This is a genomic window from Pseudonocardia sp. N23 (assembly GCF_002583555.1).
Taxonomy (GTDB): Bacteria; Actinomycetota; Actinomycetes; order Mycobacteriales; family Pseudonocardiaceae; genus Pseudonocardia.
Map to the genome: position 1 here is coordinate 32,357 of NZ_BEGX01000128.1, position 13,588 is coordinate 45,944.

The window sequence follows — 13,588 nt, forward strand, 5'->3', positions numbered from 1 at the left end:
TCGCACGTCGCAGCGGTCGGACCCTGTGCGGGTCAGGCGTCGCGGCGGTTCACGACCGCCAGCGCGATCCCCATCAGCACGACCGCGATCGCCGCGAACCAGGCGAGCGAGCCCCACGGGCCGAAGGCCATCGCCGATGTGGACGGCGGACCGCCCGCGTCGCCGCCCCCGCCGGTGAGGAAGTTCGTCGCGTTCACGAACGGCAGCCAGCCCTGGATGTCGGCGCCGACCCGCGGGATCAGCCCGATCAGGTTCTCGACCAGCAGGACCCACACCAGCAGCAGCGTCACCGCGCCCGCGGTCTGGCGGACCAGGATCCCGACGGCCAGCGCGATCACCGCGCCGACCGCCCACACCAGCGCGGTGCCCGCGACGACCCGCCACTCCGCGTCCGTCGACAGACTCATGCCGGCGGGGGAGATCAGCCACGCCACGGCCCAGGCGCCGAAGCCCGCGACCAGCCCGACGACCACCGCCAGCGGCACCACGACGGCGGCCTTGGCCAGCAGCGCCGTCGTCCGGTGCGGGACGGCCTGGAAGGTGGTGCGGATCGTCCCGAAGCGGTACTCCGACGTCACCGCGACGGCCGCCATCACCATGACGACGACCATGCCGAACGTCGCGAAGTAGCCGCTGACGGCGAAGGGGAGCGGGCCGTCGGCGGTGTCCCAGGTGGCCACGACGACCGCGGTCATCCCGATGACGATCACGACCGCGACCGCACTGGTCCACCACGGCGAGCGGGTGGACATCAGCTTGATGCGCTCGGCGGCGACGGCGCTCACGACTGGACCTCCGACCGGTGCTTGCCCACCGGACCGGCCGGAACCGGCGGACCGCCTGCCGTGAACTCGACGTCGCGGCCGGTGATCTGCATGAACGCCTCCTCCAGCGAGCCGCGGACCTGCGTCAGCTCGTGCAGCACGAACCCGGCGGCCGCGGCCAGCTCGCCGATCTGTTCGGTCGTGGCCCCGGTGACGCGCGCCCCGCCCGACGGGTCGGTCGCGACGCCGTAGCCGGCGGCCTGCATGGCCGGGACGAGGTCACCGATCGCGGGGCTGCGCACCAGCACCGACGCCCCGGACGCGCCGTCGACGAACGCCGACGTCCGGCCGTGCGAGATCAGCCGGCCGCGCCCGATGACGACGAGCTCCGTCGCCGTCAACGCCATCTCCGACAACAGATGGCTGGACACGAAGACGGTGCGACCCTCGGCGGCGAGCCCCTGCATGAGGGTGCGGATCCAGTGGATGCCCTCGGGGTCGAGGCCGTTGACGGGTTCGTCGAACATCAGCACCGGCGGGTCGCCGAGCAGCGCGCCCGCGATGCCGAGCCGCTGCGACATGCCGAGCGAGAACGTGCCCGCCCGCTTGCCCGCGACCGCGGTCAGGCCGACCAGCTCGAGCACCTCGTCGGCGCGCGTCGCGGGCAGGCCACTCGCCGCGGCCATCCACTGCAGGTGCCGGCGCGCGGACCGGTTGGGGTGCACCCACTTGGCGTCGAGCAACGCCCCGACCGTGCACATCGGACGCGCGATGTCGCGGTAGCGGCGACCGCCGATCCGGACCTCGCCCGCGTCGGGGCGGTCCAGGTCGAGGATCATCCGCATCGTCGTCGACTTGCCGGCGCCGTTCGGCCCCAGGAAACCGGTGACGACCCCGGGCCGCACCTGGAAGCTCAGGTCGTCGACCGCGAGCGTGGTGCGGTAGCGCTTGGTGAGACCTCTCACCTCGATCATGGACGTCCTCCTGGTCGGTTCGCACCATTCCATCGCGGATCCGCCGGTGGGAACACCGGGTCATCCCTGGGTCGGGTCAGGGCCGACCCCGGCCGATTCACTCTGTGCAGGTGCGCAATCGTTGCGCGCCGTGCATCATCCCGGTCGTGCCCCAGCGCCCCTCCCCGCCCGTCCGCGACCGCGGCCGCCACCTCGGCGACTTCACGCTCACCCCGCGGGTGCTCGTCACCATCGGCTGGGCGCTGCCCATCGGGGCGCTCGGCGCCGTCGCCGCCTGGGCGCTGCTGCGGCTGATCGGCCTGATCACCAACCTCGTCTTCGACGGACGGGTCGACACCACGCTGATCGCGCCCGGCGCCGAGCCGCACCCGGCCTGGCTGGTCATGCTCGCGCCCGTCGCGGGCGGGCTCGTGATCGGCCTGATGGCACGCTTCGGGTCCGAGAAGATCCGCGGCCACGGCATGCCCGAGGCCATCGAGGCGATCCTGATGCGGCGCAGCACCGTCGAGCCGCGGGTGGCCGTCCTCAAACCGATCTCGGCCGCGGTGAGCATCGGTACCGGCGGCCCGTTCGGCGCCGAGGGACCGATCATCATGACCGGCGGCGCGATCGGCTCCATCCTCGCCCAGCACCTGCACCTGTCGGCCGACGAACGCAAGGCGCTCATGGTCTCCGGCGCCGCGGCCGGCATGGCCGCGACGTTCAACTCACCCTTCGCGTCGGTGCTGCTGGCCGTCGAGCTGCTGCTGTTCGAGTGGCGCCCACGCAGCTTCCTGCCCGTCGTCGCCGCCGTCTCCGTCGCGACGATCGCGCGGGTCCCGCTGCTCGGCGCCGCCCCGATCTTCCCCGTCGACCTCGGCACCTTCACCCCGTCCGCACCCGTCGACGTCCTGTGCGTCGCCGCCGGCGTCATCGGCGGGCTGCTCGCCGTCGCCGTCACCGCACTCGTGTACGTCTCCGAGGACACGTTCGCCCGGCTCCCGCTGCACTGGATGTGGTGGCCCGCCATCGGCGGCCTCGTCATCGGCCTGGGTGGCCTCGTCGAGCCGCGGGCGCTCGGCGTCGGCTACGACGTGATCGACGAGCTGCTCACCGGGCGCGCCACGATGTCGCTGATCGTCGGGATCCTCGTGGTGAAGAGCCTGATCTGGGGCCTGTCGCTCGGCTCCGGCACCTCGGGCGGGGTACTCGCGCCCGTGTTCATGATCGGTGCCGCACTCGGAGCCCTCGAGGGCATGGTGTTCCCGCACACCGCCCCCGGGTTCTGGGCCGTCGTCGGCCTGGCCGCGGTCGTCGGTGGGGTGATGCGGTCACCGATCACCGGTATCGTGTTCACCCTCGAGCTGACCCACGCCTGGGCCGCGCTGTTCCCGCTGATGATCGCGGCCACCGCCGCCTACGGCACCTCGGCCCTCGTGCTGCGCCGATCCGTGCTGACGGAGAAGATCGCCAGGCGCGGCTACCACCTCACCCGTGAGTACGAGGTGGACCCGTTGGAGGTGCTCATGGTCGACGAGGTCATGCACGCCGACCCGGCGACCCTGCGGACCACGGACCCGCTGCCCGTTCCCGCGGCGGTGCTGACCGCCGGCGTCCCACGGCGGGGCCGTCCCTGCGACGACCCACCCCGGCAGCGGCTGTTCCCGGTCGTCGACGGCGACGGCGCCCTCGCGGGCGTCGTGCCCCGGCGCGCCCTGACCGACCCGCCCGGCAGCGCCCGGACCGTCGCCGACCTGCTCGTCGCCGATCCGCTCGTCGTCCGCGCCGACGACACGCTGCGTGCGGTCGCGTCCCGGTTCGCGGAGACGGCCGTCGGTGCCGCGCCCGTCGTCGACCGCGACGACCCGTCCCGTCTCGCCGGGATCGTGACGGTCGAACAGCTCCTGGACGGGCGGCTGCGCGACCTCACCGAGGAACACCACCGGGAGCGGCCGATGCGCCTGCTCGGACGACGCGCGACGATGCCCTCGTGAGCGACGCAGCGGCGACCGGCCCGACCGAGGCCGAGATCGAGTCCGTCATGCGGGCGGCCCGGGTGCTCGTCGGAGTCTCTGCGCAGTCGTTCGCCGTCGTCGAGGACCGGGTGACCCTGCCCCAGCTGCGGGTGCTGGTGATGGTGGCCAGCCGCGGTCCGCTGCGGCTGGCCGCGGTGGCCGACGGGCTCGGCGTCCATCCCTCCAACGCGAGCCGTGCCGTCGACCGGCTCGTCGTCGCCGGGCTGCTCGGCCGCACCGACGACCCCGCCGACCGCCGCCAGCTCGTCCTGCGGCTCACCGACGCCGGCACCCAGCTCGTCGACGAGGTCATGCGCACCCGGCGGACCACCATCGACCGGCTGCTGTCGCGGATGGCGCCCACCGCGCGGGCCGGGCTCGCCCCCGCACTGGAGGCCCTCAGCGGCGCCGCCGGGGACGGGTTCGCCCGTGCCGTCTGGTCGATGGGCTGGACCACCGCCGACGACGACACGGCCTGACGGCGGCTCAGCGCGGCGGCAGCTCCGGGCGGCGCCGGGACGGGCGCGTCGCCGGGTCCGGCGGGCGCACCGCCGGGGTCCGCTCCAGCGCCTCCAGGGCGAGCCGCACGGCCGTCTCCAGCTGCGGGTCGCGGCCCGCGGCCCAGTCCTGCGGCGTGATCACCACCTCGACGTCCGGCTCGACCCCGTGGTTCTCCACGTCCCACGCCACGTCGTCGAACCAGAACGAGTACCGCGGCTGCGTCACCCTGGTGCGGTCGACGAGCCCGTAGCGGCTGTCGATGCCGATCACCCCGCCCCACGTCCGGGTCCCGACGACCGGGCCCAGCTGCAGCCGCTTGAACGCCGCCGTCACGATGTCGCCGTCGGAGCCGGAGTGCTCGTCGGCCAGCGCGACCAGCGGGCCCCGGGGTGCGTCGCCCGGGTAGGTCTGGGGCTGGCGGTGCCGCACCACGTCCCAGCCGATCACCTTGCGCGCCAGCTTCTCGATCACCAGCTGCGACGTGTGCCCGCCGCTGTTGCCGCGCACGTCGACGACGAGCCCGTCGCGGCTGGTCTCCCGGCCGAGGTCGCGGTGCAGCTGCGCCCAGCCGTTGGCCACCATGTCCGGGACGTGCAGGTACCCCAGCCGCCCGCCCGACCGCTCGGCGACGAACGCCCGCTTCGTGGCGACCCAGTCCTGGTAGCGCAGCGGCAGGTCGTCCTCCAGCGGCCGGACGACGACGCGGCGCACCTCGCCCGCGCCGGTACGGACGGTGAGCTCGACGAGCTGGTCGCCGGTCCCGACGAGCAGCGGTGCCGGGCCCAGCTCGAGGTCGACCGGCCGGCCGGCGACCTCCAGCAGCACGTCGCCCTCGCGGACGTCGACACCCGGGTCGGCCAGCGGGCTGCGTGCCCGCGTCGCCGACGTCTCCGGCGGCAGCACCCGGGCGACGCGCCAGCCGTCGCCGGTGCGCTCCAGGTCGGCACCGAGCAGGCCGGGGCGGCCCGTCCAGTCGCCGCCGCCGTCGCCCCCGATCACGTACGCGTGCGACGACCCCAGCTCGCCCTGCAGCTCCCACAGCAGGTCGACCAGGTCGTTCTTGCTGCCGACGGCCTCGACCAGCGGCCGGTAGCGGGCCAGCTCGCCCGCCCAGTCGACGTCGGCCATGTCCTCGACCCAGAAGTGGTCGCGCATCAGCCGGCCCGCCTCGTCGAACATCTGCCGCCACTCCGCGGCCGGGTCGACGGTCACCGTGATCCGGGAGAGGTCGATGTCGAACTCGTCGGCGTCGTTCTCCGACGGTGCCGACGACCCCGAGCGGTCCGACCGCAGCACCCGCACGGTCGGCCCGTCGCGCACGACCAGCCGGTTGCCGTCGCCGCTCACCGCGTAGGAGGAGGCGGGGTCGGCGATCACGTCGACGCGGCGGCGGATCAGGTCGTAGCGCTCCAGCACCGGGCGCGGGCCGCGGTCACCGGTGAGCTCGCGGCCCTCGCCCAGCACGCCCGAGACGGGGCGGCGGAACCACAGCAGGCAGTCCTTGGCGGCGCCGAGCCCGCCGAGGCGGCCCTCGGCGACCGGGATCGGCACCACCCGCGCGGCCAGCCCCTCGACGTCGACGACGACGGCGTCCTCGTCGGCCTCGTCGGTCCCGGTCTCCCCGTCGGTGGTCGCCGCGTCCTCGGTGCCGTCCGCGGGTTCGACCTCCGCGTCGCCGCCCTCGGTGTCGGTGGCCGGCAGGTCGTCGGGGCCCTCGTCGGCGCTGGTCGTCGGGCGGCCGTCGGGCGAGGCCCCGAACGGCGACGGCGTGCGCGCCGCCAGCGGCACCAGGAACGGCCGCCACGACGCCGGGAACGTCAGGTCGAACGAGTGCTCGTCGTAGATCGGGTCGAAGGTGCGCAGCGACAGGAACGCCAGGTACTTGCCGTCGGTGGTGAACACCGGGTGCCGGTCGACGAACCGCGGCGGGGTCACCTCGACCAGGGTGTCGTCGGCGAGGCGGGCGATCATGATGCGCGACAGCCCCGTCTCGACGGGGTCGGCGAACGTCAGCCAGGCGCTGTCGGGCGAGTACGACACGCCCGACACCTCGCCGTCGGCACCCCGGGCCAGCTCGCGCAGCGCACCGGTCGCGGTGTCCATGACGAGCAGCCGGCCGTCGTGGGTGGCGAGCGCGACGGTCGACGCGTCGGGCGCCGCCTCCAGCTCCAGCACCCGACCGATCCCACCTGCACCGTGCCGGACCAGTGCCCCGGCCCCCTCGGCCCGTGGGTCGAGCGGCGCGACGACGACGGCGTCCTCTCCCGCGGCGTCGTCGATCCACACGGCGCGGTCGTCGCCCAGTGGCTGTGCAAGCCGCGCCCGCACCCCCGGCTCCGCCATCAACGTCCGCGCGGGACCGTCGCGGTGGGTGAGCCGGTGCACCGTGCCACGGACCTGCGCGATGCTCGCCCGGCCCGTCCGGTCCGGCGAGACGACGTCGAGCCAGCCGCCCGCGTGCACCCGGAACGGCTCGCGGGCCGTGCGGGGGCCGGCGAGGGCCACGTCGATGCGCCGGGGTCGCGAGTCGGCGGCCAGGTCGTCGAGCAGGAACAGCTCCCCCGCCGACTCGAACACCACCCGGGTGCCGTCGGTCGCGGCGTGCCGGGCGTAGAACGCCGGTGAGCCGTCGGCGCCGTGGTCGGTGTGCCGGCGCAGCCCGCCGATGGCGCCGTCGAGGGGCAGCGAGTAGACATTGCCCCAGCCCTCGTGGTCGGACAGGAACGCGATCCGGTCGCCGACGAGCATGGGCGAGTCGAGCTGGCCGTCGAGCTCGGCGGCGAGCCGGGCGAACTCGCCCGTGCCGGTGGCGTCCCACCACAGCTTCCCGGCCGTGCCGCCGCGGTAGCGCTTCCACCAGGCCATCTCGCGCGACATCGTCGTGCCCAGCAGGACCGCGGGGCCGTCGGGCGAGGTCGCGACGTCCGACACCGGGCCGTAGTCGAGCCGCCGCGGCGCCCCGCCCGCGGCCGGGACCGCATACGCCCAGGTCCGGCGGGCCGACGCCTGGCCGGCCGCGCTCACCGCGAGGACCTCCGCGCCCTCGCCGGTACCGCGCCAGCCGAGGGTGCGCGCCCCGCCCAGCCACGTGAGCCTGCTGGCGCCACCGCCGTCGAGGTCGGTCACGAACACCTCGGACGCGCCCTCGCGGGCCGACGTCCACGCCACCCGGTTCCCGTCCGGCTAGAGCCGGGGCCGCGACACGGGAACGTCGTCGGCGGTCAGCCGGTAGGCCCGGCCGCCCGCGAGCGGTGCCGTCCACACGTCGTCCTCGGCCGTGAAGACCAGCGTGTCACGGTGCAGATGGGGAAACCGGAGGTAGCTGCGAGGCACACGCAGACGGTAGTCAGCGCGTCAGGTCCCGTAGCGGGCGGCCGCGCGGGCGCGGGCCTTGGTCGCCTCGACCTCGCGGTCGCGCGGCGGCGCGGTCGTGACCAGCGCGTCGAGCAGGTGCCGGGTGGCGTGCTCGACGGCGGCGACGGCCTCGGCGAACGCCTCCTCGTTGGCCTTCGACGGCTTCGCCGTGCCACTGATCTTGCGCACGTACTGCAGTGCGGCGTCGTGCACCTCGTCGGAGGTCGCGGGCGGTTCGAAGTTGTGCAGGGTCCGGATGTTGCGGCACATGCGGCCGATGATCCTCGCTCCACCGCGCCGGGTCACGCAGCTTCCCGGGGTCACTGCAGAACCGGGTCGCCCCCGGTCAGCGGGGCCACGGCCAGCACGATCCGCGGCACGTGGAACGCCTCGGCGTAGCGCGCCCGGCACTGCACACCCCGGATGCGGGCGAGCCCGCCGAACGTCTCCGCGTCGAACCAGGCCCGGTCGCGCTGCGACCCGTAGTGCTCGTGCAGCTTCGCGACCTTCTCCCGCAGTACCGGCTCCGCAAGCGGCAGGTACACCGACGGCACCGTCAGGTCGTTCTCCCACTTCACGATCTCGTAGCAGAACGTCAGGTGATCGCGGAACACCGTCGGCACGATGTCGGCGAGGGTTCGCAGGTCGGGATCGGTGTCGAGCGGCGACGGCGCGAAGACCAGGTCCGGTTCGCCGTGCGCGCCCATGTCCTCGACGGCCTGCTTCGCGCGGTCCCACCGCGTCGTCAGCCGGCCGTCGGGCAGGTCCAGGACCGTGACCTCCAGCTTCGCGCCCGGGCAGAACGCGGCCAGCGCCGCCCGCTCCTCCTCCTCGCGCAGCGACCCGCCACCGGTCAGGACCAGCGCGTTCACCTGCACGCCCGGGTGGGCACGGCACAGTTCGAGCAGCGCCCCGCCCGCCCCGATCGCGATCTCGTTGCAGTGGACACCGAGCAGCAGCATCCGGTCCAGACGCTCCGGGAGCAGGCTCAGCATGAGGGGCCACCTCTCCGGTGACCGACCGGGCGACACGCACCGACCCGGGGGCGCGGGAACGGCGCGGACACCTCGGGCCACCTCGAGCTTCGGGACGGGAGGACCAGCGCCCGATCAGTCTTCCACGGACGACTCCGCCGCACCCGCGCACAGGGCGTGATCACGGCGCGTCGCGTCCGGGTGAGCCGTCGTCGCCCGGTCAGGTGGCGCCGACGGCGCGACCACGGGTGTCAGCCGGCCTTCAGCTTCTCCAGGCGGCGAGGCGTCGGCCAGCGCACGTCGGAGGCCCAGCCGAACTTCTCGAAGAACCAGATGAGCCGGGCCGAGATGTCGATCTGGCCGGGCAGCACGCCGTGCCGCGCGCACGTCGGGTCGGCGTGGTGCAGGTTGTGCCACGACTCGCCCATCGACAGGATCGCCAGCGGCCAGAAGTTGCGGGACTTGTCGCGCGACCTGAACGGCCGTTCCCCGAACATGTGGCAGATCGAGTTGATCGACCACGTCACGTGGTGCGACACGGCCATGCGCACCAGCCCGCCCCAGAAGAACCCGGTCAGCGCGCCCGTCCACGACCACGTGACCAGGCCACCGATCAGCGCCGGCAGCGCCAGGCTGACCAGCACCCACACGCCGAACAGCTTGCTGACGGTGCGGATCGCGCGGTCGGCCAGCAGGTCGGGGATGAAGCGCTGGTAGTTGGTCTTGCGCCGGTCGAACAGCCAGCCGGTGTGCGCCCAGAAGAAGCCGCGCGCCACGGCCGCGACCGACGTCCCGAACCGCCACGGCGAGTGCGGGTCGCCCTCCTTGTCGGAGAACGCGTGGTGACGCCGGTGGTCGGCCACCCAGGCCATCACCGAGCCCTGCACCGCCAGGCCACCACCGATGGCCAGCACCACCCGCAGCCACGGCTTCGCCTTGAACGAGCCGTGGGTGAAGTGGCGGTGGTAGCCGACGGTCACACCCAGGATCCCGACGGTGTAGAACACCGCCCCGATGACGACGTCGTGCCAGCCCAGGCCCCAGCCCCAGACGACCGGGACGGTGGCCAGCAGGGCGAGCATCGGTCCCACGACGAACAGCCACACCAGCATCTGCTGCCAGCCGCTGCGGGTCACGCCCGTGATCGGCTGGGCGACACCCGGCCGCGCCGGGGCCGCCGCTTCCTGCGGTGCGGGGGGAGCGTCCGTGGGACGCGCGTCGGCGGCCTCTGCGGTCATGCGTCACCTCTCGGGTCGGGAGCGGTCGGCGACGACCGTTGCGCCCGAGAGTAACGAATGCGTTGCGTCCACCGGACGTCGAGACGGAACGAACTCCGTGAATCCGGCGCCAACGGGCGACGACGCCTCGCCCGCCGCGACACGCCCCGGTGAACGGGGTCCGCCCGGGCGGGGCGGCCGGAGGCCTCGTGCCAGGATGGAGGCCTGTCCGCCGTGGTGTAATGGCAGCACCTCGGATTTTGGTTCCGATGGTTCAGGTTCGAATCCTGGCGGCGGAGCAGCCGCGCAGTGCCGCCGCGGTGCACTCAGACGATCTCGACGCGGTCGCCGACCTGCAGATACTCGTAGAAGTGCGCGGCCTCGGCCCGGGTGAGCCGCACGCATCCCGCCGACGTGGTCTCCACGTTGCCCTCGTGGAACGCGATGCCCCCCGGCGCGAAGAAGACCGCGAACGGCATGGGCGCGTTGTTGAACTCGGCGCTGCGGTGGTCGCGGTTCTTCCACTCGACGCCGAAGGCGCCGCGCGGGGTCTCCTTGCCGGCACCGCCGGAGCTGATCGGGACGGGCCCGTGGACGACGGCGCCGTCGTCGATCAGCCAGGCCTGCTTGCCGTCGATCGACACGCACGCGCGGGCGGCGACGGTGCAGGGCGTGCCGTCGACGAGCGGTGCCTCGACCGGGCGCAGCGGCTCGGCGTGCGCGACGCCTGTGCCCCCGAGCGCGCCGAGCCCGGTCAGGCCCGCGGCGACGACCGCCCGCGCCCTCCGGCCGAGGAGGTTCGAACCCGCGGTCGACGACGCACTGTGCCTGCCCACGCCCGTACTCCTGCCTCGCCGGCCGGGGCCGCAGGGGCCCTCGGCCCCCATCACCCGACCGAGTGGTGCAACGACCGTTCCTCCCGAGGGTTACGAACCGGTCCACGGTGACGGAACGGGACGCACGGTGACGGAACCGGACGAGCCGATGCGCACCGGGCGTGCCCGCCGCCACCCCGTACGATTCGGCGGTCCGGGCGTGGGCCCTGCGGGAACGCCGGCACCAACCGCTCCGGACCGCCGGCCCCGCCGACGCGACAGACGAGAGCGACGACCGAGGAGTGCGGCTCATGCCCGATCGTTCCGACGGGCCAGACCGGCCCGACGGGGACGCCCCATCCACAGCGCTCGCCCGGCCCACGGCCGCCGTCGTCCTCGCGGCCGGTGAAGGCACCCGGATGCGGTCGACGACGCCGAAGGTCCTGCACACGATCGGCGGCCGGAGCCTGCTCGGGCACGCCGTCCACGCGGTGGCGGCGCTGGAGCCGGAGCACCTGGTGGTCGTCGTCGGACACGCCCGCGAGCAGGTCGCCGAGGCCGTCGCCACGATGGCCGACGAGCTGGCCCGTCCCGTCGCGACGGCGGTACAGGAGCAGCAGAACGGCACCGGTGACGCGGTCCGATCGGGGCTCGCGGTGCTGCCCGGCGGCCTCACCGGCACCGTGCTGGTCACCTACGGCGACGTCCCGCTCCTCGACTCCGCCACGCTGTCCGCGCTGCAGGCCGAGCACGTCTCCCGCGGCGCTGCGGTCACCGTCCTCACCACCGTGCTCACCGACCCGACCGGCTACGGCCGCATCGTGCGCGACGCCGCCGGCACGGTCACCGGGATCGTCGAGCAGCGCGACGCGACGGCCGACCAGCTGGCGATCGGCGAGGTCAACTCGGGCGTGTACGCGTTCGACGCGGCGTTCCTGCTCGCCGCGATCGGCCGGCTCACCACCGACAACGCGCAGGGCGAGCTGTACCTGACGGACCTGCTCGCGATCGCGGCCGCCGACGGCACGGGGGTCGCGGCCCTCGTCTCCGCCGACGCGTGGCCCGCCCGTGGGGTCAACGACCGGGCGCAGCTCGCCGAGGCCCGCGCGGAGCTCAACCGCCGGGTCGTGCACGGCTGGATGCTCGACGGCGTGACCGTCGTCGACCCGGCGACGACGTGGATCGACGTCCAGGTCCGCCTCGAGGCCGACGTCACCGTCCACCCCGGCACCCAGCTGCACGGCACGACGTCCGTCGCCGGCGGTGCCGAGGTCGGCCCCGACACCACCCTGACCGACGTCGAGATCGGGGCGGGCGCGAGCGTCGTGCGCACCCACGGCAGCGGCGCGGTGATCGGCGCGGGTGCGTCGGTGGGGCCGTTCGCGTTCCTGCGCCCGGGTGCCAACCTGGGTGAGCGCGGCAAGATCGGCACGTTCGTCGAGGTCAAGAACGCCGACATCGGCGCGGGCAGCAAGGTCCCGCACCTGACCTACGTCGGCGACGCAACCATCGGTGAGATGAGCAACATCGGCGCCTCGTCGGTGTTCGTGAACTACGACGGCGTGACCAAGCGGCGCACCGTCGTCGGGTCACACGTGCGGACCGGGTCCGACACGATGTTCATCGCTCCGGTGCAGGTCGGGGACGGTGCGTACACCGGGGCGGGCACGGTCCTGCGCGACGACGTCCCGCCGGGGGCGCTGGCCGTGTCGGCCGGGTCACAGCGCACCATCGACGGATGGGTCCGGCGCAAGCGCCCCGGAACGCCCGCGGCCGACGCCGCGGAGCGCGCCGAGGCGGCCGCGGCCCAGCTCGACGGAGCGGCCACCGCCGCGCCCGCGACGGACGACGCCGGTCACCCCGGCCGAGGAGGCACACGCCGGTGAGCGCGATCTTCGCGACCCCGAAGAAGAACCTGATGCTCTTCTCCGGGCGCGCCCACCCGGAACTGGCCGATCAGGTCGCCAAGGAGCTCGACGTCTCGATCACGCCGCAGTCGGCGTACACCTTCGCGAACGGCGAGATCTTCGTCCGATTCGAGGAGTCGGTGCGCGGGTGCGACGCGTTCGTCCTGCAGTCGCACTCGGCGCCGATCAACGACGCCGTCATGGAGCAGCTGATCATGGTCGACGCGCTCAAGCGCGCCTCGGCCAAGCGGATCACCGTGGTCATGCCGTTCTGGGGCTACGCCCGCCAGGACAAGAAGCACCGCGGCCGTGAGCCGATCTCGGCCCGCCTGATCGCCGACATGTTCCTCGTCGCAGGCGCCGACCGGATCATGACGGTCGACCTGCACACCGCCCAGATCCAGGGCTTCTTCGACGGCCCGGTCGACCACCTGTTCGCGCTGCCCGTGCTGGCCGAGCACATCAAGCAGAAGTACGCCGGTCGCGACCTCGCCGTCGTCTCCCCCGACTCCGGCCGGGTGCGCCTCGCCGAGCGGTGGGCGGAGACCCTGGGTGGCACGCCGCTCGCGTTCATCCACAAGACCCGCGACCCCCGCAAGCCCAACGAGGCCGTGGCCAACCGCGTCGTCGGTGACGTCGAGGGGCTCACGTGCGTCGTCATCGACGACATGATCGACACCGGTGGCACGGTCGCGAAGACGGCTGAGGTCCTCCTGCGCGACGGCGCCCGCGACGTCGTCATCGCCGCGACGCACGGCGTGCTGTCGGGACCGGCGGTCGACCGGCTGTCGACGTGCGGGGCATCCGAGGTGATCTTCACCGACACGCTGCCGATCCCGGAGGACAAGCGCTTCCCCGGGATGACGGTGCTGTCGATCGCGCCGCTGCTCGCCGAGGCCATCCACCAGGTCTTCGAGGACGGCTCGGTCACCAGCCTGTTCGACGGCAACGCCTGAACGGCTCTCCCCCGAGGGATCCGGCTGTACGGTTCGCCCGAACGGTCTGGTTCCGCGTTGAACCGTTCGACGCCGGGGTCCGTCTGACGGTCAGGGGCACCGGATCGGCCGGTGCCCGGCTGTGCCGGGGAG

The 13,588-nt window shown here is 73.7% G+C and carries 12 protein-coding genes and 1 tRNA gene; 5 read left to right on the forward strand and 8 right to left on the reverse strand.

The annotated features are described in order from the left end of the window. Positions 1-32: 32 nt before the first annotated feature. Positions 33-785 carry a hypothetical protein gene (locus TOK_RS28245; RefSeq protein ID WP_098961046.1) on the reverse strand — a complete coding sequence of 251 codons (753 nt, stop codon included), beginning with the start codon at positions 783-785 and terminating at the stop codon, positions 33-35. Continuing rightward, on the reverse strand, positions 782-1,738 hold the full coding sequence (locus tag TOK_RS28250) for an ABC transporter ATP-binding protein (protein WP_098961047.1): 957 nt from the start codon (positions 1,736-1,738) through the stop codon (positions 782-784). The genes TOK_RS28245 and TOK_RS28250 overlap by 4 nt, the downstream gene beginning before the upstream one ends. Positions 1,739-1,884: 146 nt before the next feature. Between TOK_RS28250 and TOK_RS28255 the strand changes: the two genes are divergently transcribed. Together TOK_RS28255 and TOK_RS28260 are read left to right on the forward strand one after the other, a co-directional pair. Continuing rightward, positions 1,885-3,711: a chloride channel protein gene (locus TOK_RS28255; RefSeq protein ID WP_172457835.1), complete on the forward strand. Its 1,827-nt coding sequence runs from the start codon at positions 1,885-1,887 to the stop codon at positions 3,709-3,711. Then, positions 3,708-4,211 (forward strand): MarR family winged helix-turn-helix transcriptional regulator, encoded by a 504-nt coding sequence (locus tag TOK_RS28260; protein WP_253258694.1) that lies wholly within the window; start codon positions 3,708-3,710, stop codon positions 4,209-4,211. Before TOK_RS28255 ends, TOK_RS28260 begins: the two co-directional genes overlap by 4 nt. Positions 4,212-4,218: 7 nt before the next feature. Here the strand turns inward: TOK_RS28260 and TOK_RS28265 are convergent, their stop codons facing one another. The 5 genes from TOK_RS28265 to TOK_RS28280 all read right to left on the reverse strand — a co-directional run bounded on the left by TOK_RS28265 (position 4,219) and on the right by TOK_RS28280 (position 9,799). Continuing rightward, on the reverse strand, positions 4,219-7,401 hold the full coding sequence (locus TOK_RS28265; RefSeq protein WP_253258695.1) for a S41 family peptidase: 3,183 nt from the start codon (positions 7,399-7,401) through the stop codon (positions 4,219-4,221). Positions 7,402-7,416: 15 nt separating this feature from the next. Continuing rightward, positions 7,417-7,566, reverse strand: coding sequence for a hypothetical protein (locus TOK_RS34535; RefSeq protein WP_253258696.1), 150 nt, complete (start codon positions 7,564-7,566; stop codon positions 7,417-7,419). Positions 7,567-7,587: 21 nt separating this feature from the next. Then, entirely contained in the window at positions 7,588-7,857 is a 270-nt protein-coding gene (locus TOK_RS28270) for a DUF2277 domain-containing protein (RefSeq protein WP_098961048.1), read from the reverse strand. A gap of 50 nt (positions 7,858-7,907) precedes the next feature. Further along, entirely contained in the window at positions 7,908-8,582 is a 675-nt protein-coding gene (locus TOK_RS28275) for a PIG-L deacetylase family protein (protein WP_098961049.1), read from the reverse strand. A gap of 230 nt (positions 8,583-8,812) precedes the next feature. Next, a complete protein-coding gene (locus tag TOK_RS28280) occupies positions 8,813-9,799 on the reverse strand; it encodes an acyl-CoA desaturase (RefSeq protein ID WP_098961050.1) in 987 nt (328 codons plus the stop codon). Positions 9,800-10,006: 207 nt separating this feature from the next. On the opposite strand from TOK_RS28280, the gene TOK_RS28285 reads away from it, so the two are divergent. Then, a tRNA-Gln gene (locus TOK_RS28285) sits at positions 10,007-10,077 on the forward strand. A gap of 27 nt (positions 10,078-10,104) precedes the next feature. On the opposite strand, the gene TOK_RS28290 is transcribed toward TOK_RS28285, so the two are convergent. Then, entirely contained in the window at positions 10,105-10,614 is a 510-nt protein-coding gene (locus TOK_RS28290) for a L,D-transpeptidase (RefSeq protein ID WP_253258697.1), read from the reverse strand. Positions 10,615-10,904: 290 nt separating this feature from the next. Here TOK_RS28290 and glmU point away from each other — a divergent pair, with 290 nt between their 5' ends. Continuing rightward, the gene (glmU, locus tag TOK_RS28295; protein ID WP_098961247.1) at positions 10,905-12,479 is read left to right on the forward strand and encodes a bifunctional UDP-N-acetylglucosamine diphosphorylase/glucosamine-1-phosphate N-acetyltransferase GlmU; all 1,575 of its coding nucleotides are present in this window, start codon (positions 10,905-10,907) and stop codon (positions 12,477-12,479) included. Further along, the gene (locus TOK_RS28300) at positions 12,476-13,456 is read left to right on the forward strand and encodes a ribose-phosphate diphosphokinase (RefSeq protein WP_098961052.1); all 981 of its coding nucleotides are present in this window, start codon (positions 12,476-12,478) and stop codon (positions 13,454-13,456) included. The genes glmU and TOK_RS28300 overlap by 4 nt, the downstream gene beginning before the upstream one ends. Positions 13,457-13,588 lie beyond the last annotated feature (132 nt).

What these genes read in the sequence shown, in the direction of transcription:
- glmU (WP_098961247.1), top strand. Translation starts at nt 10,905, where the DNA reads ATGCCCGATCGTTCCGACGGGCCAGACCGGCCCGACGGGGACGCCCCA.
- TOK_RS28270 (WP_098961048.1), bottom strand. Translation starts at nt 7,857, where the DNA reads ATGTGCCGCAACATCCGGACCCTGCACAACTTCGAACCGCCCGCGACC.
- TOK_RS28275 (WP_098961049.1), bottom strand. Translation starts at nt 8,582, where the DNA reads ATGCTGAGCCTGCTCCCGGAGCGTCTGGACCGGATGCTGCTGCTCGGT.
- TOK_RS28250 (WP_098961047.1), bottom strand. Translation starts at nt 1,738, where the DNA reads ATGATCGAGGTGAGAGGTCTCACCAAGCGCTACCGCACCACGCTCGCG.
- TOK_RS28280 (WP_098961050.1), bottom strand. Translation starts at nt 9,799, where the DNA reads ATGACCGCAGAGGCCGCCGACGCGCGTCCCACGGACGCTCCCCCCGCA.